This window comes from Bradyrhizobium sp. Pa8 (genome assembly GCF_052588265.1).
Genome location: NZ_CP176767.1, coordinates 9104597 through 9123926, shown reverse-complemented (window position 1 = coordinate 9123926; position 19330 = coordinate 9104597). Strand labels below are relative to the sequence as shown.

The window sequence follows — 19330 nt, the reverse complement described above, 5'->3', positions numbered from 1 at the left end:
CTTCGTCATTCTCGCTCTATGGATCGCTGCTCCCTTCGCCGCGCATCGTGGGGGCTGATATGCATCTGACTGAGACAATGTCGTCCGACCGCCGGTCGATCCTGAAGGGCCTCGCGGCCGCAGCCGTCACGTCCCTGGCGGCACCGGCCATGGCAGCCGACGGCCTGCCGGCGCAGCCGATCGGAGCGGCGACCGCCATTGCCACCGACAATGCCTATTGGACGGCGGTGAAGGGGCTCTATGCCGTGACGCCGGATGTCGTCAATCTGGAGAACGGCTTTTGGGGCATCATGGCCGAGCCGGTGAGGCGCGAGTTCATTCGCCAGACCGACATGGTCAACTATCAGAACACATATTACGCGCGGCAGCGCGCGGGTGCGGATTTCGAGGCCGTACGCATCAAGGTGGCCCAGGCCGTCGGCGCGGCGCCCGAGGAGATCGCGCTCACCCGCGGCGCGACCGAAGCGCTGCAGCTCCTGATCGGCGGCTACAACAAGCTGAAGCCCGGCGACAGCGTGCTCTACGCCGACCTCGATTACGATTCGATGCAGTACGCGATGAACGCACTTCATGCGCGCCGCGGTGTCGACGTGGTCAGGTTCGATGTGCCGGAGCCGGCCACCCGCCAGGCCGTGCTCGACGCCTATGCCCGCGCCCTCGAGGCGAATCCCAGGACCAGGCTCCTCCTCCTCACCCATGTCAGCCATCGCACCGGCCTCGTAATGCCGGTCGCCGAGATCGCCCGCATGGCCAGGGCCAAGGGCATCGACACCATCGTCGACGCCGCGCATTCCTGGGGGCAGATCGACTTCAGGGTGGGCGAGCTCGAGGCCGATTTCGTCGGCTTCAATCTGCACAAATGGATCGGCGCGCCGCTCGGTGTGGGCTTCCTCTACATCAGGAAGGACCGTCTCGCCGACATCGACCGCGATATGGGCGACGAAGATTTTGCGCAAGACGATATCCGCTCGCGGGTGCACACCGGCACCATCAATTTCGCGAGGGTGCTGACGGTGCCCGCGGCCGTGGCGCTCCATCAGCAGATCGGCGCGGCGGCGAAACAGGCCCGCCTGCGATATTTGCGCGACTACTGGGTCAGCCGCGTGCGCGGGTTCAAAGACATCGAGATCCTGACGCCGGACGAGCCCGGCCTGTATGGGGCGCTCACATCCTTCCGCCTTGCCGGCAAGACCAGCAAGGCCGACAACGACGCAACCGTGGCGAAGCTCAGGGACGGCCACAAGATCCTGACGGTGCGCCGGGCAGGCGTCGCCAAGGGTCAGTGCATCCGGGTGACGCCGGCGCTCTTTACCGACGAGGCCGATCTCGATCGTTTCGTCGAGGCGCTCGCCGTCATCACGGGGACGAAGACAGGGTGAACGCGCGCGGTGGGAGCAGATTGCGGTCTGCCTCACTGCCACCCGAGCGCAGGCGCGACGTGAGCCGGGATTGCCTCGATCGCATGTGCGCAGCAGGTGACGCCGATCTGGTTCGGGAGCGTCAGCAGCAACGTGTCGGTCTCGGCCTTGCCGGAACTGCTCCATGAAAATGTCAGGCGTTTGTCGGCTAGACGATTGGCAATGACGGCAGGCTGCCTTTCTCCCAGACGTTGAAGGTCGCTTCCCACGTTGCGATCTCGCCGCCGCGCATGGTCAGAAGTTCTATCCCGCGGCCCTGCATCTGCCGTCCGTCTTGTCCGTCGTCCCACTCGCCCTCCCAATAACAGGCAATGACGCGGCCCGACACCGCGCGCAACTGCTTCTGCAGTCGGTAATTCTTCTGGCGCGCAAAACGCGCCATCAGGAATTTCTCCAGCGGCGGCCTGCCATGCATTTCAGGGAAATCGGCAAATCGCACTACGACGTCGGTGGCAAAGGTCTTCATGACCTCGGAAATGTCGCCCGCGCTCATCAGCATCTGGGCAAGCTCGAGCACCGCCTCGGCATCACGAAAGCTGAGATCGTTGGTTTTCGGTTCTGTCAGCATGTTAGCTCCCGGTGTCGCAGCCGGCTCAGCCGCATCGAAAGCAAAACTAGCTGATCAGAGTGACAGGTTCTGTCAGTAGCGAGGCTCGGGCAGCCCCTCGATTTCGCGCCATTCCCTGAGCATGGCTCGACGGCGTCGCGGATATCCCTCAGCGGTCTCGGCGAACGCAACAATGCGGTCAGTTCGAAAGTGCCGGTAATCCTTGCGTAGCTCGCACCATGCGGCAAGCAATCGCACCGTCGCGCAGAAGGTCAGCGAAATGGGCCAGATCCGTCGTTCGGTCTTCGCGCCGGTCTCGTCGCCATACGCGATCCAGATCTTGCGTTCCATTCGGATCGCGCTCCGAATGGGTGCCAAATCGACGCGGTCTGCCACGGCCGGCTTGAGAGCACCCGCGAGAAGGCCTGACGCGTCGGCCTCCCTGCTTTTGTCCGCCGGCAACACGGCGGTAATCTTCGCCAGCGCGTTGCGCGCGGCCTTCGCCAGCGTGGTATCGGCGCTGCGCGCGACCATTTGCGAGCCGAGCACCATCGCCTCGATCTCGTCGCTGGAAAACATCAGCGGCGGGATCGTAAACCCCGGGCGGAGCACATATCCAACCCCGGCCTGGCCGTCGATCGGCGCCCCCTTTGCGATCAGCCTGTCGATGTCGCGATAAATCGTTCGCAACGAGACACCGAATTCCTCAGCGAGCTGCGTTCCCTTCACCGGGTAACGATGGGTTCGAAGGAACTGGATCAGCTCGAGCAGCCTGTCGGACCGCGGCATCCCAACACTCTCTGATGATTCAGCCATGCTTGCGGGTACGCCGGTTGCACGGCGAGCGAGCGTTAGAGTGCCAGCCAACTAGGAGAGGCGCAACCGAGAACGGGCCCCGCGTGAAGGCCTCAACGCCAGCCGAGCGCCGGCGCCACCTGCGTGAGGATCGCCTCGATCGCATGCGCGCAATACTCGACGCCGAGCTGGTTCGGAATCGTCAGCAGCAGCGTGTCGGCCTCGGCGATTGCCTCGTCCTGCTTGAGCTGCTCGATCAACGCTTCCGGCTCAGCGGCATAGGAGCGGCCGAAGATCGCGCGCGTTTGCGGATCGATGAAGCCGATCTGGTCTTCGCCGCCGCGCTCCCCGCCGAAATAGGCGCGGTCGCGATCATTCATCAGGGCGAAGATGCTGCGGCTGACGGACACGCGGGGCTCGCGGGTGTGGCCGGCCTCCTTCCACGCGGCGCGATAGCTACGGATCTGCGCCGCCTGCTGCACGTGGAAAGCTTCGCCGGTCTCGTCGTTCTTCAGCGTCGAGCTCTGCAAATTCATGCCGAGCTTCGCCGCCCACACCGCGGTCGCGTTCGAGCCGGCGCCCCACCAGATCCGTTCGCGCAGGCCTTGCGCATGCGGTTCGAGGCGCAGCAGTCCCGGCGGATTGGGAAACATCGGCTGCGGATTGGGCTCGGCAAAACCTTCGCCGCGCAACAGGTCCAGAAAGACCTCCGCGTGGCGCCGGCCCATATCGGCATCGCTCTGGCCGTCGGCCGGGCGATAACCAAAGTAGCGCCAGCCGTCGATCACCTGCTCCGGCGAGCCGCGGCTGATGCCGAGCTGGAGCCTCCCGCCGGCGATGAGATCGGCGCTGCCTGCATCCTCGATCATGTAAAGCGGGTTCTCGTAGCGCATGTCGATCACGGCCGTGCCGATTTCGATTGTGCTGGTCTTCGCGCCGACGGCGGCGAGCAGCGGGAAGGGCGAGGCTAGCTGGCGCGCGAAGTGATGCACGCGGAAATAGGCGCCGTCCGCGCCGAGTTGTTCGGCCGCGACGGCCAGCTCGATGGATTGCAGCAGCGTGTCCGCCGCCGAGCGGGTCTGCGATTGCGGCGAGGGCGTCCAGTGTCCGAAGGACAGAAATCCGATCTTTTTCATGGGCGTCATTTAATGATGGCAGGGGCGGCGTCAACCGCCTGCTCTGGCGGTGCGGGTATGCGACGGGGCTGGCGTGAAATGCTCGGCGCGGTCGACCAGGAGATCCAGAAAGCTTCGCGCGCGCAGCGACATCCACTGCGTCTCCGGATAGACCGCGTGCAGGGGCAGCGCGGCGATGGTGTAGTCCGGAAGCACATGTTCGAGCTCGCCGCTGCGAAGGCCCTCCGCGGCGTTCCATTCGGGCAGGATCGCGATGCCGAGATGCTGCATCGTCGCCTCCTGCATCGCATCGGCGTCGTCGACGTGAATGGGGCCGTTGATCGATGCGACGTGACGGCCATGCTCGGATTCGAAGGCCCATTGGTGCGCCGGCGACATCCGCGAATAGACGATGCACTGGTGCGAGCCGAGATCGTCAGGCGTCCGCGGCATCGGGCGGCCGTGCAGGTAGGTGGGGGTCGCAACAAGATGGCGCTGCACGGTGCCGAGCCGGCGGGCTACCAGCGTGCTCGCCTCCAGGTTTCCAATGCGCAGCGCCAGCTCGATGCCTTCTTCCACCAGATTGACGAACCGCTCGCTGAAGCGGATGTCGACCCGCACTTCCGGATAATTCCGAACGTACTCGGCGATGACGGGCATCATGTAGCGCCGTCCGAACGACGACGGCACGCCGATCCGGAGCGTGCCGGTGGGGCGGGGTGCGGCCTGCTCGACACTCGACCGCGCCATGTCGAAGCTGTCGAGGATCTGCCGCGCGAGATCGTAGATCCGGTGCGCTTCGGCCGTCGGCTTCAGTGTGCGCGTCGTGCGCGAAAACAGCTGCGTGCCGAATTCGCTTTCCAGCATCGCGATGCGCTTGCTGATCGCGGGCTGGCCGATCCCGAGCTCCTTGGCCGCAGCCGAGAAGCTGCCACCCTCGAGGGCGCGAACGAAAGCGCGCAGGCAATCGATCCGGTCCATAATTCATTCCGATCTGGAATAAATTATATCCTACTTATTCCGTAGTGCGCAACACGACGGGTCGCTAGGCTCCCTCAAAACAAGCGATCACAGGGAGGAGTCCACGTGGCACGCAACATCGGAATCGTCGGCGCCGGCATCGCCGGCCTGCATCTCGCGCTCTACCTGCAGAAACATGGCGTGGACGCCACTGTCATCACCGACCGGCCGCCCGAGGACTATCGCGACATCCGCCTGTTCAACACCGTCGCGCATCATCACGTGACGATCGCGCGCGAGGACTATCTCGGCGTCAATCACTGGAGCGATCCGAAGGACCATTATTACTACCACGATCACGTCTTCAATTTTCCGCAGCCGCTGAGCTTTCGCGGCGATTTCTCGAAGCCGAGCCGCGCCGTCGACTACCGGATCTATCTTCCTGCCCTGATGCAGGACTTCATGAAGCGCGGCGGTAGAATCGAATATCGCCGCATCGAGGAGCGCGACATCCGTCCGCTGGTCGCCCGTTTCGATCTCCTGGTCGTCTCGACCGGCAAGGGTCCGCTGGGCCAGCTCTTCACTTACCGGCCGGAGCATACGCCCTATTCGCAGCCGCAACGGCGGCTGTGCGTCGGGCTTTACACCGGCGTGCGGCAGCCCGATCCCATGAACGTCACGCTCTCGGTGTCTCCCGGCCATGGCGAGATGATCGTGATCCCGACCATTACGTTCAACGGCATCGCCAACGCGCTGCTGATGGAAAACGTGCCCGGCGGCGACATGGAGGAACTGGCCACGCTCAGCTACGACGACAACCCGAAGCATTTCTTGAAGGTGCTGCTGGGCAAGCTCGAGAAGCATCACCCGACGACCTACGACCGCATCGACACCGCGCACTTCGATCTCGCGCAGCCGCAGGATCTGCTGCAAGGCGGCGTGGTCCCGACGGTGCGCAACACTGTGGTCGAGTTCGACGACGGCAAATGCGCGATTGCGCTTGGCGACGTCCACGCGATCGTCGATCCCATGATGGGCCAGGGCGCCAATGTCGCCTCCTATGCGGCCTTCGTGCTCGGCGAGGAGATCGTCAATGCGGACGCGCTCGACGTGCGCCTGTGCGAGAAGGTCGAGCTGAAACGACAGGATCGCGTGCTGGCGGCCTCGCGCTGGACCAACGTGATGCTGCAGCCACCGACGGAAGCGCTGGGCATGCTGATCGGCGCGATGAGCCAGAACCCGGCGCTGGCCAACGAGTTCACCGAGAATTTCAACTACCCGGACCGGCAGTGGGATCGCATCTGCACGCCGCAGCGCATCCAGGCCTGGATCGAGCGCATGTCGGCGCCGCCTGAGCCGGTCAGGGCGATTGCGTGAGGACCGATGCGAGTGGGGACTGACATGCCGCGCGCCAATCCGGCCTCGTTCCGCGAGGCCGCATCGCGCTTCACGACCGGCGTCGCGGTGCTGACCGCGCTGGACGAGCACGGCCGCGTCTGCGGTATGACCGCGAACAGCTTTGTCACCGTCAGCCTGTCCCCACCGACCGTGCTTGTGTCGGTCATGCCAGGACGCATGCACCGGGCGATCTCGGCGACCGGACGTTACTGCGTCAACGTCCTGCCCGAGCACGGCCGGGACCTGTCGCGGCACTTCGCGAGCCAGCCGAACACCGGCGCGACGCCGCATTACGACATCGTCGACGGCCTGCCGCGCCTGTCCGGCTGCATGGCCTGGTTCGCCTGCGAGGTCACACGCCACGTCGACGTCGGCGACCACACGCTGATCATCGCCGAAGTCTCGAACTGCGACTACCACGACACCACGCCGCTGGTGTTCTTCTCAAGCCGGTATCATCTCGGGCCGGGTGTGCCGGTGGATCGGTGAGGGGTGCGGGGTACAAGCGACGAACATTTCCGTATTCTGTCAGCTCCGGGAGGAGTTCGCGCGTGCGGGCTTTGCACGAAGCGGCGTATCGTCGAGGCCACCGGCGTGCTTGGGATCGCCGGCGGCGCGCCATTGTCTCGGCGTCACCCCGGTCCACCGCCTGAAGGCGTGCGTGAATGCGCTCACTTCCCCGTAGCCGAGGAGCCACGCGGTTTGTGAAATCGACAGTTCATCTTTCTTCAAATAGCTCTTGGCAAGGTCGATCTTCATCTCGTCGAGGATGCCACTGAATGTCAGTCCCTCCAAAGCGAGGCGTCGCACCAGCGTGCGATGACTCATCCCCAGTCGACGGGCGATCTCTTCGACCCGTGCCTCACGATGCGGGAGCAATGGGGCGATTGCATTCTCGACGCTCGATCTGAGCGAGACTTCGCCGGATTTCCGGTGTGCGAGCGCCTGCTCGCAATACGTCACCAGCAGATCGTTCAGATAGTGGTCAGCGCTTTCGATTGGCATCGGCCCCACGGATACCGGGAAAGCGATCTCGTCGACATCGGACCCGTACTCGATCTCGCACCCCAGGAACGACCTGACCTCTGTGGGCGTCGTTCGACGGCGATGTACCATTTTGAGTTGGCTCGGGATCAGGCGGCGGTTGGTCAGGGCGCGGTTCATGCGAATGATTGAGGTCAGCCAGAATTCGATCTGGTGCCGATCCGAGCGCCGTTCCACGCCGATATATTTCAGCGTGATCGTCATCTCTTTCGCGGCGAATCGCAGCGAAATCCCCTCGTTGGCGAGACGGCAATAGCGCTCGGCCTTTGCGAAGGCTTCGGCAATCGTCCCAGAGGATGCTGCCACGTAATAGAGCAGGCCAATTTCACGAAGGTCGAAGTCTCGTGCCAGGTGGAAGCCGAGGCTGTCGTCCTGCAACGCCTCGGCCCCAAGTTCCAGAAACCTGATCTGGCTCTCGGCGCTCAGGCGCGCCTTGCGATCCTCGATCTGCTTGAGAGTCAATCCGACCCTGGACAGCAGACCGTCCGCCTCGATGCCGGCGTCCTGCAGGCGTGCCCAAACCAGGCGGGCGATTCCGCCGGTCGCACTGGGCATTGTTTCAGGATGGGGCGAATGGGCAGCCGGCACACCGAACCCTTTCGTCGTTGCCGCTGCGGGCCTCGCTCTTTGGGCTCGCCGATCGTGACCACGGCATGAAAAATCAACTTATTGGCTCATGATAACAAGAAACCGGGGGTCTTGTGACTTAAATCGCTTGTCTGCCCTCAGACTGGTCTTGCGTTGTCGGGGCAGCCCCTTTCCCCGAAAGCTGCGATGGCCTTGATGTCCAGCAGTGACGGCGTCGCGCCGCCCATAAACGTGAAGATTTTACGAGGTTACGGAACGTTGCTCGGAATTCCTCATATCGCCCATGGCTCCCGGACGGTTGCGCTCGAGCGGGTCGGGGATTGCGAGATCAGCATGTTCGAAGTGCTTGGGGCCGGCTTGCCCGAGAGCCCGCTCTTCTGGATGGAACTGTTCGACCTCAGCGTTCATTCGTCGCTCGACAGTTGCGGCTGCCACAACATGCGTGATGCAGTCGCAGCGTTCGAGGACTTTGCTTCGCAAGCGAGCCGTTTGGCCGAGGCGCCGCTTTGTGCAGAGAGCGAAACGGCAGGCTGACAATCGCCGCGCGGACCGCCAGCTCCCGGCAAAGCGGTGCAGCTGATTTGCCTCAGGCGTACGCCACCCAACCGCGGAACGTAAAGCCGGCGTAGAATAGGGTTGGGTCGGTAAAACCGGCGTCGCGCAAAATCGCTTCATCTCGTGCGGGCGACAGAATGCTCAATTGCCCGTCGACCGCTTGACGTGCGGCCGCCGCCTTGTCGGGGCCGACTCCGGATGCAGCCAGGAACGCGGAATAGCGCGAGAGCCAGCGCGGCCGCTCATCATCGCCGTCAGGAATGCTGAAATGAGCTGCCACGAATGCCGCACCAGGCTTGAGGCGGCGGTGGATTTCCGAGGCGATGCGACGCCGTTCCTCGATATCGACGAAGTGCAAAGTCAGCAGGCATGTCGCGCCGTCGAACGGTCCCGCCGGTGCGTCGTCGATATAGCCTTGATGCAGATGCGCGCGCGAGGCGAACGGACCCAGCGTCTGCTTCGCGAGATTCAGCATCGCGGCCGACGGGTCCACGCCATCGAAGGTCCAGCGCGGCTGCGCTTGCGCAAAGGCATTCAGCTCCAGGCCGCCGCCGGCGCCGAGAACGAGTATTCGAGCATCTTCACGCGCACGCTCGCCCAAAAGGATCGCCGCCATGGACAGCATCGAATTGTAGCCGGGAACGAACCGTGGCGGCCCTTCGGTGTATTTCGCCACCATCTGCGGATCGGAGAACGCGTTTTGAATGTCGGTCACGATGTTGTCCTGCTGAGGGGAGTCGGTCACGCGTGATGCGCGCTCATGCCGTGAAGCTTTCGCGCACCCAGGCGCTTGCGCAGATCGTCGCTCAGCATCGCCAGCGTCACTTCGCCAAAGCGCGACAGCAGCAACGCCTCTGCATCGTCAAACGCCTGATCGAGCGCGGCATTGACGGCCTGCTCGACCAGGCAGCCAGGCGCCTCGGTCCGGTTGCCCATGGCCAGAATCGAGGGGCTGCCGAGCGCGGTGTAGACATCGCGCAGCGTCACCTTCGAAAGATCGCAAGCCAGCGTCCAGCCGCCGCCGTGCCCCTTCTCGGAGCGGACATAATTGAGGTCGCGCAGGCCGGCCATGATGCGGCGGATCACCACCGGGTTGGTGTCCATGGCCTTCGCCAGCGTTTCGGACGTGAACGGGCCAGGCTGCTGCGCCATGTGCAGCAGGACGTGGAGAACCCCTGATAATCGACTGTCTCGCTTCATGTAACTTTGTATGTTACATGATGGCGCAAAGGTCAACCGGTTTCGGTGCGTGCCTTTTTGATCTCACGCTTCGAGGTTCAGCGAAGGACCTTGCCGGGGTGCCTGTGCGAAATCGCGTCGAAAAGCTGAAGGAGACACAAAACCGCACGTTCCATAATCGCGCGCTGTCACTGCGGCTCGTCTTCGCCATGTGTGTCCGATGATGTCATCATGCGCCTGTGTTGCCCGACGGTGCAACGGCTTCTTGCCCGACGGGTCAACGTCTTCGCAAAACGCCTAAGCCATTGATCCCGCTCATGCCGTCTACTGTGCATGGGGTTGTTTTCGACTCTTTTGTTTTGGAGGGCCGAAAGCGTCCGGCTCGCGCCGCTACTTCATCACCCGCAGACCCTTGGTCGTGAACTTCTGCGTCTTGCCGCCGGGGCGTAAGGGTCGCTTCGTGCCCGCGGCCTTGCCGGTGCCGGGCGGCTGGTGTGCGGGGACGAGCTGGTCGGGGCGGGAGCCGATCAGGTCACGGCGGCCCATCTTGATCAAGGCCTCGCGCAGCACCGGCCAATTGTCGGGGTCGTGGTAGCGCAGGAACGCCTTGTGCAGCCTTCGTTGACGCAGGCCCTTGATCGTCTCGACCTTGTCGCTGCCGCCGCGGCGCACGCCGCGCAGCGGATTGACGCCGGTGTGGTACATCGCGGTCGCAGTCGCCATCGGCGAGGGCAGGAAGGTCTGCACTTGGTCGGCGCGATAGCGGTTCTTCTTGAGCCAGAGCGCGAGGTTCATCATGTCCTCGTCGGTCGTGCCCGGATGCGCCGCGATGAAATAGGGGATCAGGTAGTATTTCTTGCCGGCCTGCTCGGCCGCGGCATCGAACATCCGTTTGAACTGGTTGTAGGCGCCGATGCCCGGCTTCATCATCTTGTCGAGCGGCCCGCGCTCGGTATGTTCGGGCGCGATCTTCAGATAGCCGCCGACGTGATGGGTGACGAGCTCCTTGATGTATTCAGGGCTCTCGACCGCGAGATCGTAGCGCACGCCGGAGGCGACCATCACCTTCTTGATGCCCTTGGTCTCGCGCACCTTGCGGTAGAGCCGGATCAGATCGTCATGCGAGGTGTTGAGGTTCGGGCAGATCTCCGGGAAGACGCAGGACGGCCGCCGGCACGCCGCCTCGACCTTCGGATCCTTGCACGCCATCCGGTACATGTTGGCGGTGGGGCCGCCGATGTCGGAGATCACGCCGGTGAAGCCCGGCGTCTTGTCGCGGATCTTCTCGATCTCGCGCAGGATCGAGCCTTCGGAGCGGTTCTGGATGATGCGGCCTTCGTGCTCGGTGATCGAGCAGAAGGTGCAGCCGCCAAAGCAGCCGCGCATGATCGTCACCGAGAACTTGATCATGTCCCAGGCGGGGATTTTTGCTTCGCCGTAGGACGGATGCGGCGCGCGCGCGTAGGGCAGGTCGTAGACCGCGTCCATCTCGTCGCTGGTCAGCGGGATCGGCGGCGGGTTGAGCCAGAGATCGCGATCGCCGTGGCGCTGCACCAGCGGCCGTGCATTGCCGGGATTGCTCTCCCGATGCAGCACACGTGACGCGCGGGCATAGGCGTCCTTGTCCTGCTCGACCTGCTCCAGCGCCGGCAGCCGGATCACGGTGGCGCCTTTCGTCCGCGATGCGCCCTCATCCGCGGAGTCGAGATCGTCGGCGTGCAACTCGGAATAGCCTTCGGGCACGCGGCGGAACAGCGCGACGCCCCTGATGTCGCTGAGCTCGCGCGGCGCTTCGCCGGCGGCAAGACGGTTGGCCACCTCGACGACCGCGCGCTCGGCATTGCCATAGAGCAGCAGGTCGGCCTTGGCGTCGGCCAGCACCGAGCGGCGTACCTTGTCGGACCAGTAGTCGTAATGCGCGATCCGGCGCAGCGACGCCTCGATGCCGCCGAGCACGATCGGTACGTCCTTGAATGCCTCGCGGCAGCGCTGCGCGTAGACGACGGTGCAGCGGTCCGGCCGCCTGCCGCCTTCGCCGCCCGCCGTATAGGCGTCGTCATGGCGCAGGCGGCGGTCCGCGGTGTAGCGGTTCACCATCGAATCCATGTTGCCGCCGGTGACGCCAAAGAACACCTTTGGCTTGCCCAGCGCCTTGAACGGTTCGGCCGAATGCCAGTCGGGCTGCGAGATGATACCGACCCGAAAGCCCTGTGCCTCGAGCAGCCGGCCGATGATGGCCATGCCAAAGCTCGGATGGTCGACATAGGCATCGCCCGTCACCAGCACGATGTCACAGGCGTCCCAGCCGAGCGCATCCATCTCGGCGCGGCTCATCGGGAGGAACGGCGCCGGCTTGCGCGGGCGCGCCTGCGCCATCAGGGGCTTTTCGGCGGTGATGATCTGGGTGTCCATGGCGCCTACGCATAGGACTCCGGGCGTACGAATACAACCGACGGACGCGTGAAGATTTGCGGTTCCGCCAGGCAACCGGCTTGCGGGAGCGCGTTAACCGTTCGCGAACCCCCGCCGGCTCGCCACCATGCTGGCGGATCATCCGCGCGGCGTTCTCGACGAGGCGGAGATTGGTCACCGTCGAGCCCGGCAGGGCCGCCTCGATCCAGGCCTTGCGCATGGCGAGCATCGCCTCGCCGCCCCGAACGGTGCGCGTGCCGCATATGCATATGAGCGATCCCTCTTCCGGGTTCTCACCGCGGCCGACATCGGATATCCGATTGCGCCATGGGCAAGGAAATTTCTGACGGCGGTGATGACGCCGGCGCGGCGCCGTCCACCGAGGCCTGGCTCGGTGCGGTTGCGCTGATCGGCTTCATCCTGGTGGCGACCGCGCAGGCCTCAAATCAGATTCTGGCGCGCGGGCTTGCGGGCTCGGTCCCGCCCTTCGCGCTCGCCTTCTTCCGCTGGAGCATCGTTGCCATCGGGCTCGCGCCGATCGCATTCGCCGAAATCCGCGCCGGCCGCGTGCCACTTGGCAAGAACATCTGGCCGATCCTCGCCGCCGGCTTCATGGGCATGTTTCTCTGCGGCGGCCCGGTCTATGCCGCGGGCATCTCGACGACGGCGATCCACATCGCGTTGATCATGGCGCTGTCGCCGGTCACTGTGCTGATGATTTCTGCGGTGCTCGGCATCGAGCAGGTTGGCCCGTTGCAATGGCTCGGCACAGCGCTTGCGCTCGCCGGCGCCTTGCTCATCATCTCCGGCGGCCATCCGGAGACCTTGTTCGCACTGGAGACGGCAGCGGGCGACGGCCTGGTCGTGATCGCGATGCTCGGCTGGTCCGGCTACACGCTGCTGCAATCGCGCGCGGCGCCCAAGGCGTCGCTGCTGGCGCGCATGAGCCTGTTCGCAGGCGCCGGCGCGCTGTTCTCGCTGCCGCAGGCGCTGATCGAGATGTGGACCACGCCGGCGCAGGTCTTCAGCACGAAAGCGGCGTCGGCTTACGTCTTTGCCGGGATCGTTCCCGGGCTGCTCGCCTATGCCGGCTTTGCCTGGCTCGGCGGCAAATTCGGTTCGGTCCGAACCTCGCTCGTGCTTTATCTCGGACCGATCGCGAGCGCCCTGCTGTCGTTCGCAATTCTCGGTGAGCCGCCAAAACTGATCCATCTGTTCGGCGGTGGGCTGATCCTCGGCGGGGTCTGGGCGAGCCTGCGCAAATAGTTCCATCGATCGGAGTTGTGGTTCATTCGCAGGAACCAACCGCCTCCGCGAACATTCTGATCAAGGGACCGGTGCGAGCCATGCTCGCGCGCGCCCGACCATCCCGGCGCCAGTGCCGTAACCGGATTTTGCCTCGACGCTTCGTTTCGGGGCGATGGGGGACTTGTGAGTACGGTCATAGAGAACTTGTTGTTGCGGAAGCAGAAGCTTGTGGAACAGCTCGAGAAGGCGCAGTCGGTCGACGATCGCGACAAGATCGAGCACCAGCTCGAACAGATCAACACCGCGCTGGATTTTCTGGACAGGCCGGGATCGAGAGACGCGCGGTAGGAGCGCTCAGTCCACCTTCAGCGCCTCGACTTTCAAGGCCTCGACTTTCAAGGCCTTGGCGTAGACCAGGCCGGAATTGGTGATGTGCGTCGTCATCAGCGCTTCGAACGCCGCGAACTCGCCGCGCGCGAACAAATCGAGCAGCTTGCGATGCTCGTCGAAGGACGAGCGGGTGCGCACGTCGATCGGCGACGTCAGATTGGTGCGGAGCGCGGCGACGCGGCCCGAGACGAGCTGGTAGGATTCGATGAGATAGCGGTTGCCGCAATGCGCGAACAACCCTTCGTGAAAGCTCGCATCGGCGCGGCCATAGGCGATGTTGTCCTTCGCCGCGATCGCCGGCTCCATCGCCGCGATTGCTTTGCTCATCGTCGCAATTGCGCCGTCGCGATCGTGACGAAACGCGAGCTCGGCAGCCTTGGGCTCGAGCGCGATCCGGAAGGTGCAGAGCGCAGTGATGTCCTCCGCGCTCGGCGTGAACACGAAGCTGCCGACCTGCGGCCGGATCACGACCAGGCCCTGCGCCTGCAACTGGCCCATCGCCTCGCGCACCGGCGTGCGGCTGACGCCGAAGGAGTTCGCCACCATCTCCTCGGAGATGGCGGCGCCGAGTGCGAACTCGCCGTCGATGATGGCCTGGCGCAGCCGCAGCACCACCCGCTGCGACAGCGATTTCGGCGTATCGAGCTTGAGCGATCGCATCTGCTGTCTCAGATCACCTTGCCGGGATTGAGCAGGTGATCGGGATCGAGCGCGGCCTTCAACGTCCGCATCAACGCGATCTCGGCTTCGCTCCTGGCATGGCCCAGCCACTTCTTCTTCAGCGTGCCGATGCCGTGCTCGGCGGAGACGCTGCCGCCGAGTTCACGCACCAGGCCGTAGATGATCGCGTCCATCTCTTCCTTCGGCTGCTGCTCGACGGAAAGACCGGTGACCCAGGACACGAGATGCAGATTGCCGTCGCCGATATGGCCGTAATAGACGCTCTCGCACCCCTTGATGCCGGAGGCCAACGCGGCCTTGCAGCGCGTGACGAACTTGTCCATCCGCGCCACCGCAAGCCCGATGTCGTAGGAGATGTGCGGGCCCAGCACCTGGCCGAACTCGGCGCAGATGTCGCGCACGCGCCAGAACGCCTGCGTCTGCGCCAGCGATTGCGCCACGGCGGCATCTGCGAGCAGCCCGCGCTCCATCAGCTCTTCGAGCCAGTTCTGGAAACGCGGTGCATCCAGGCTCTCGTCGGTGCCTTGGGCCTCGACGAGCACGTAGAGACCGTGGCCTGCGGCGACCGGCGGCTTGACCCCGGCGCGCGTCGTGATCACGTCCCAATAGTCCGGCCACATCACCTCGAATGCCGACAGCAGCGGCCCGAGCCCGCTTCGCGCGGCATCGAGCAGCGCGATCACCGCGGCATAGTCCTCCAGCGCGCACAGCGCCGCCATGGTCGAGCGCGGTTTCGGGAACAGCCGCAACACCACGCGGGTGATGATGCCGAGCGTGCCTTCGGAGCCGATGAAGAGATGCTTGAGGTCATAGCCCGCGTTGTTCTTCATCAGCTTGTTGAGGCTGGTGATGATGGTGCCGTCGGGCAGCACCACCTCCAGGCCGAGCACCAGTTCGCGCGTCATGCCGTAGCGGATCACACGGTTGCCGCCGGCATTGGTGGAGAGATTGCCGCCGATCGCGCAGGAGCCGCGCGAGCCGAGATCGAGCGGAAAGAAGAAGCCGGCTTCGTCCGCGGCCTTCTGGATCGTCTCCAGCGGCGTGCCGGATTTCACCGTCATCGTCATTGACGCTCGATCGATCTCCTCGATGCCGGTCATGCGCTCGAGCGAGATCGCGACCCAGCCCGCTTCGGGCGATGCGCCGCGGCACAGCCCGGTCAATCCGCCCTGCGGCACGAAGGGCAGCCGCGCCTGCCGGCAGGTCGCAATCGCATCGGCAACGCCTTGCGCATCGACCGGTCGGATCACCGCAAGCGGCGTTTGCGGCAGGCTCGCGCTCCAGTCGTTGCAATTGCGCGCGGGCACCTCGGTGCCAACAAGCACGGCGGCCGCGCCGAGCTTGTCGCGCAATGCGCCAAGCAACTGATCGGGCCGCTCAATGGGGCTCACCATGTTCATGCGAGACCTCCTCGGAATCTGGCTGCGTCTCATGCGCGCCGTGAGGGTGGAAAGGATTTGCGTTCGTCTTGTATGTAAGGTACAACATAAAAAGTAAAGCAAAAACAAGGCTCGGAAGGCCTCCCAAGATCGTTCGAGATCAGGGGCTTAGTCCGGGACCGCAGCAATGGGTGGTGAGATGACGGAGGCAATTCGCGGGTTCTGGGTGGCGTCGGCGACGCCGCTGGCGATTGATGGCAGCGTGGACGCCGCCAAGCTCGTCGCTCACGCCAGGCAGCTGTTCGGCAAGGGCGTCGACGGCATCGTGCTGTTCGGCACCACCGGCGAGGGCACCTCCTTCAATGTCGCTGAGCGTGTCGCGACCATCGAGGCCGTGCTCAAGGCCGGCGTCGCGCCCGAGCGTATCGGCATCGGCGGCGGCTTTCCCGCCATCACCGACAGCATCGCGCTGACGCGCGCCGTGCTCGGCCTCGGCCTGCGCCACGTGCTGTATCTGCCGCCTTATTTCGATCGTGGCGTCTCGCCCGAGGGGATCGAGGACGCGTTTGCCGCGATCATCGACGGCGTCGCTGATCATCGCCTGCGCGCCTCGCTCTATCACATCCCGCAGGTCTCGGGTGTCGCGATCCCGACCAGTGTCGCGGCAAACTTGCGCAAGCGTTACGGCAAGGTGGTTGCGGGCCTGAAGGACTCCAGCGGCGACTTCAAGCAGTTCAAGGCATTCCGTGCTGCCGCGCCGGAGCTCGCCATCACCGTCGGCAACGAAGCCGACATCACCCGCGCGATCGCAATTGGCGGCGCCGGCACCATCTGCGGCATGGCCAACGTCGTGCCCGAGCTGGTCAAGGGCATGGTTGACGGCAAGGACGTCGAGGCGCGCATGCAAGCCGCGACCGACGTCGTGCTGAACACGCCGTCGTTCCTCGCGACGCTGAAGGCGATCCTCGCCGCACAGACGGGCGACGCGGGCTGGCTGCGCGTGCGCCCGCCGTTCCGTGCCTCGTCCGATGGTGCGGCGCTCAAGCGAAAGATTGACGAGCTGATTGCTCCTGCCATCGCGTGAAATGTAAAACCTTCGTGACACGTTGCCGCAAATTCGCGCGCAGCGTGTCGCGATCACAGCGACATCAATCGGTGATTGCCGTTTGGTGCGCCGATGCGCTTAGAACGATTCAACACTAGAGCGATTCAAGCTCGCCTACGGTTCTCTTCGATCCCGCCGACTGTTACAGGCGCACACTTCAATGTTCTTGACTTGAAGTGGAATGAAAGTGCGTGCCCCCGTGGATGGCCAGCGCGTCAGCGGCCATCGTCATCGTGCCGGCAAGAGCCGTGCAGGTCTTCTCATCGGCGCAGCGGTGCTGCTCATCGAATCCCCCTCGAACACGACGACCGCGCAGGCGCAATCGGCGCTGCCGCCGGTGACAGTGGAAGCGCCGGTGCAGCGACCGAAACCGGCGCGCGCATCTGAATCGCCCCAGCGCCGGACGCAAGCCGCCGCGCGCCAGCGCAGCCGGAATGCCGCCACACCAGCAGCACCGACAATATCGGAACGTGCAGCCGCCGCGGCCGCCGCGCAGCAGGCTGCCAAGCTCGGTTACCGCGCGATGCCGAGTTCGACCACACTGCGCAGCGGCGCCTCGCCCCTCGATACCTCGCAGGCGGTCAACATCGTGCCTGAACAGGTGTTGAAAGATCAGCTCCCGCGGAACATCGACGATGCGCTCATCAATGTCTCCGGCATCACACAGACCAACACGCTCGCCGGCAGCCAGGACGCGGTGATCCGCCGCGGCTTCGGCGATAATCGTGACGGTTCGATCATGCGCAACGGGATGCCGCTGGTGCAGGGCCGCAGCTTCAACCCCGCGGTCGAAAGCGTCGAGGTGCTGAAGGGGCCGGCCTCACTGCTCTACGGCATCATGGATCCCGGCGGCATCGTCAACACCATCAGCAAGCGACCGGAGCTCTATCAGCACGGTTCGGTCACGTTGCTCGGCTCGGCATTCAGTGCCTCGAAGACCGGTGCCGACGGCCTGCTCGACGTTACCGGTCCGATCGGCGATCAGGGCCTTGCCTATCGCTTCATCGGCTACGGCGTCAGCGAGGATTACTGGCGCAATTTCGGCCGTCACCGCGAGATGCTGGTCGCACCGTCGCTGGCCTGGCACGGCCAGGACACCACGGTGCAGCTCAACTACGAGCACCGCGAGTTCATCTATCCGTTCGATCGCGGCACGGCGTTCAATCCGGTGACCAAGGCACCGCTCGCGGTGCCATCCACGCGCCGGCTCGATGAGCCCTTCAACAACACCTGGGGCACCTCGGACTTGATGCAAGCCTCGATCGAGCATCGCTTCAACCGGGATTGGAAGCTCTACGCCGGCTACAGCTACAACACCGAAACGTTCAGCGCCAACCAGCTCCGCATCTCCACCCTCAACTTCACGACGGGCGTCGAGACGCGCAGCAACGACGGCACGCAGGGCTCGCTCAGCAATGCCAGCTATGGAACGTCTTACATTTCCGGCGGCTTCTGGCTCGGCAATATGCGCAACGAGATGGTATTCGGCGGCGACGGCCAGTATCGCACCATCTATCGCGACAATCTGATCCGGCAGGCGACTCCCGCCATCAACGTCTACAATCCCGTCTACGGGCTGGTCGGACCGGGCACGACGGTATCGAACAGCGATAGCGCACAGACCGACAAGCTCGGCCAATGGTCGCTGTTCCTCCAGGACACCCTGCATCTCACCGAACGGTTCGCCCTGGTTGGCGGCGTCCGTTACATGGACTACGACCAGATCGCCGGGCGCGGAAAGCCATTCGTCACCAACACCAACGTGTCGCAAGACAAGGTGCTTCCCCTCGGCGGCGCTATTCTCAAGCTGACCGAGGAGGTCTCGCTCTATGCGAGCTACACCCAGTCGCTGAAGCCGAACTCGACCATTGCGCCGATCGGCATCGTGATCGATTCCAGTGTCGCGCCGGAAGAAGGCGTGTCATACGAGACCGGCGTGAAGTTCGATCTGAATAAGCGTATCTCAGGTACGCTGGCGCTCTACGATCTCGACAAGAAGAACGTGCAGACGACGAAGACGAACAGCGCGGGCGTGGTCGAGCTCCACACCGTCGGTCGCGCCCGCTCGCGGGGCGTCGAGCTGGATGTCACCGGCAGGCTCACCGACAGCTGGGCCTTGATCGGCAGCTACGGCTACACCGACGCCCGCGTGACGGCGTCCGAGGATGTGACGCTGCTCGGCAGGAAGCTGCAGAACGTCGCACTGAACACGGCCTCGCTCTATCTGGTCTATGATTTCGGTACAGCTTTGCCGGGCCAGCTCCGCCTCGGCGGCGGCGCGCGCTATGTCGGCGATCGTCCCGGCGATGCGATCAACAGCTTCTTCTTGCCGTCCTATGTGGTCGCCGATATTTTCGCGACCTATGAGACGAAATACCAGAACACGCCGGTGATCTATCAGCTGAACGTCAAGAATCTGTTCGACACCGTCTATTACCCCTCCGCCGTCAACAATCTGAACGTCGCGATCGGCGATGCGCGCCGCGTGTCGCTGTCGGCAACGGTGAAGTTCTAGG

The 19330-nt window shown here is 64.2% G+C and carries 18 protein-coding genes and 2 pseudogenes; 8 read left to right on the top strand and 12 right to left on the bottom strand.

Features of this window, described 5'->3' with window-relative positions:
- Nucleotides 1–59 precede the first annotated feature (59 nt).
- Nucleotides 60–1379: an aminotransferase class V-fold PLP-dependent enzyme gene (locus ACKWRH_RS43355; RefSeq protein ID WP_445218538.1), complete on the top strand. Its 1320-nt coding sequence runs from the start codon at nucleotides 60–62 to the stop codon at nucleotides 1377–1379.
- Between the two features lie 32 nt (nucleotides 1380–1411).
- On the opposite strand, the pseudogene ACKWRH_RS43350 reads toward ACKWRH_RS43355, so the two are convergent.
- The 6 genes and pseudogenes from ACKWRH_RS43350 to ACKWRH_RS43325 all read right to left on the bottom strand — a co-directional run.
- Nucleotides 1412–1525 (bottom strand): annotated as a pseudogene (locus ACKWRH_RS43350) (LLM class flavin-dependent oxidoreductase); the annotation flags it as partial.
- 41 nt (nucleotides 1526–1566) lie between these two features.
- Nucleotides 1567–1986: a nuclear transport factor 2 family protein gene (locus ACKWRH_RS43345; RefSeq protein WP_445218537.1), complete on the bottom strand. Its 420-nt coding sequence runs from the start codon at nucleotides 1984–1986 to the stop codon at nucleotides 1567–1569.
- Between the two features lie 72 nt (nucleotides 1987–2058).
- On the bottom strand, nucleotides 2059–2544 hold the full coding sequence (locus tag ACKWRH_RS43340; protein ID WP_445222580.1) for a helix-turn-helix transcriptional regulator: 486 nt from the start codon (nucleotides 2542–2544) through the stop codon (nucleotides 2059–2061).
- Nucleotides 2545–2637: 93 nt separating this feature from the next.
- Nucleotides 2638–2754, bottom strand: a pseudogene (locus ACKWRH_RS43335) (HTH domain-containing protein); the annotation flags it as partial.
- A 119-nt stretch (nucleotides 2755–2873) separates the two neighbouring features.
- Nucleotides 2874–3896 (bottom strand): LLM class flavin-dependent oxidoreductase, encoded by a 1023-nt coding sequence (locus ACKWRH_RS43330; protein ID WP_445218536.1) that lies wholly within the window; start codon nucleotides 3894–3896, stop codon nucleotides 2874–2876.
- Nucleotides 3897–3926: 30 nt separating this feature from the next.
- The gene (locus tag ACKWRH_RS43325) at nucleotides 3927–4856 is read right to left on the bottom strand and encodes a LysR substrate-binding domain-containing protein (protein WP_445218535.1); all 930 of its coding nucleotides are present in this window, start codon (nucleotides 4854–4856) and stop codon (nucleotides 3927–3929) included.
- A gap of 105 nt (nucleotides 4857–4961) precedes the next feature.
- On the opposite strand from ACKWRH_RS43325, the gene styA reads away from it, so the two are divergent.
- The gene (gene styA, locus ACKWRH_RS43320) at nucleotides 4962–6212 is read left to right on the top strand and encodes a styrene monooxygenase subunit StyA (protein WP_445218534.1); all 1251 of its coding nucleotides are present in this window, start codon (nucleotides 4962–4964) and stop codon (nucleotides 6210–6212) included.
- Between the two features lie 24 nt (nucleotides 6213–6236).
- Nucleotides 6237–6722: a styrene monooxygenase NADH-dependent flavin reductase subunit StyB gene (gene styB / locus ACKWRH_RS43315; protein ID WP_445218533.1), complete on the top strand. Its 486-nt coding sequence runs from the start codon at nucleotides 6237–6239 to the stop codon at nucleotides 6720–6722.
- 39 nt (nucleotides 6723–6761) lie between these two features.
- Here styB and ACKWRH_RS43310 read toward each other — a convergent pair whose 3' ends face one another.
- Nucleotides 6762–7832: an AraC family transcriptional regulator ligand-binding domain-containing protein gene (locus ACKWRH_RS43310; RefSeq protein WP_445218532.1), complete on the bottom strand. Its 1071-nt coding sequence runs from the start codon at nucleotides 7830–7832 to the stop codon at nucleotides 6762–6764.
- 228 nt (nucleotides 7833–8060) lie between these two features.
- Between ACKWRH_RS43310 and ACKWRH_RS43305 the strand changes: the two genes are divergently transcribed.
- Nucleotides 8061–8399, top strand: coding sequence for a hypothetical protein (locus ACKWRH_RS43305; RefSeq protein ID WP_445218531.1), 339 nt, complete (start codon nucleotides 8061–8063; stop codon nucleotides 8397–8399).
- 52 nt (nucleotides 8400–8451) lie between these two features.
- On the opposite strand, the gene ACKWRH_RS43300 is transcribed toward ACKWRH_RS43305, so the two are convergent.
- The 3 genes from ACKWRH_RS43300 to ACKWRH_RS43290 all read right to left on the bottom strand — a co-directional run bounded on the left by ACKWRH_RS43300 (nucleotide 8452) and on the right by ACKWRH_RS43290 (nucleotide 12011).
- Entirely contained in the window at nucleotides 8452–9165 is a 714-nt protein-coding gene (locus ACKWRH_RS43300; RefSeq protein WP_445218530.1) for a class I SAM-dependent methyltransferase, read from the bottom strand.
- On the bottom strand, nucleotides 9162–9620 hold the full coding sequence (locus ACKWRH_RS43295; protein ID WP_445218529.1) for an Rrf2 family transcriptional regulator: 459 nt from the start codon (nucleotides 9618–9620) through the stop codon (nucleotides 9162–9164). Before ACKWRH_RS43295 ends, ACKWRH_RS43300 begins: the two co-directional genes overlap by 4 nt.
- Nucleotides 9621–9989: 369 nt before the next feature.
- Nucleotides 9990–12011 (bottom strand): YgiQ family radical SAM protein, encoded by a 2022-nt coding sequence (locus ACKWRH_RS43290; protein WP_445218528.1) that lies wholly within the window; start codon nucleotides 12009–12011, stop codon nucleotides 9990–9992.
- Between the two features lie 327 nt (nucleotides 12012–12338).
- Between ACKWRH_RS43290 and ACKWRH_RS43285 the strand changes: the two genes are divergently transcribed.
- Nucleotides 12339–13277 carry a DMT family transporter gene (locus tag ACKWRH_RS43285; RefSeq protein WP_445218527.1) on the top strand — a complete coding sequence of 313 codons (939 nt, stop codon included), beginning with the start codon at nucleotides 12339–12341 and terminating at the stop codon, nucleotides 13275–13277.
- Between the two features lie 189 nt (nucleotides 13278–13466).
- Complete coding sequence (locus ACKWRH_RS43280; protein ID WP_445218526.1) at nucleotides 13467–13607, top strand: hypothetical protein; 141 nt, start codon at nucleotides 13467–13469, stop codon at nucleotides 13605–13607.
- A 6-nt stretch (nucleotides 13608–13613) separates the two neighbouring features.
- On the opposite strand, the gene ACKWRH_RS43275 is transcribed toward ACKWRH_RS43280, so the two are convergent.
- Both ACKWRH_RS43275 and ACKWRH_RS43270 read right to left on the bottom strand, forming a co-directional pair.
- Nucleotides 13614–14309: a GntR family transcriptional regulator gene (locus tag ACKWRH_RS43275; RefSeq protein ID WP_445218525.1), complete on the bottom strand. Its 696-nt coding sequence runs from the start codon at nucleotides 14307–14309 to the stop codon at nucleotides 13614–13616.
- Between the two features lie 8 nt (nucleotides 14310–14317).
- On the bottom strand, nucleotides 14318–15730 hold the full coding sequence (locus tag ACKWRH_RS43270; RefSeq protein WP_445218524.1) for an FAD-binding oxidoreductase: 1413 nt from the start codon (nucleotides 15728–15730) through the stop codon (nucleotides 14318–14320).
- 178 nt (nucleotides 15731–15908) lie between these two features.
- Between ACKWRH_RS43270 and ACKWRH_RS43265 the strand changes: the two genes are divergently transcribed.
- Nucleotides 15909–16793 (top strand): dihydrodipicolinate synthase family protein, encoded by an 885-nt coding sequence (locus ACKWRH_RS43265; RefSeq protein ID WP_445218523.1) that lies wholly within the window; start codon nucleotides 15909–15911, stop codon nucleotides 16791–16793.
- Nucleotides 16794–16995: 202 nt separating this feature from the next.
- Nucleotides 16996–19329, top strand: coding sequence for a TonB-dependent siderophore receptor (locus tag ACKWRH_RS43260; protein WP_445218522.1), 2334 nt, complete (start codon nucleotides 16996–16998; stop codon nucleotides 19327–19329).
- Nucleotide 19330 lies beyond the last annotated feature (1 nt).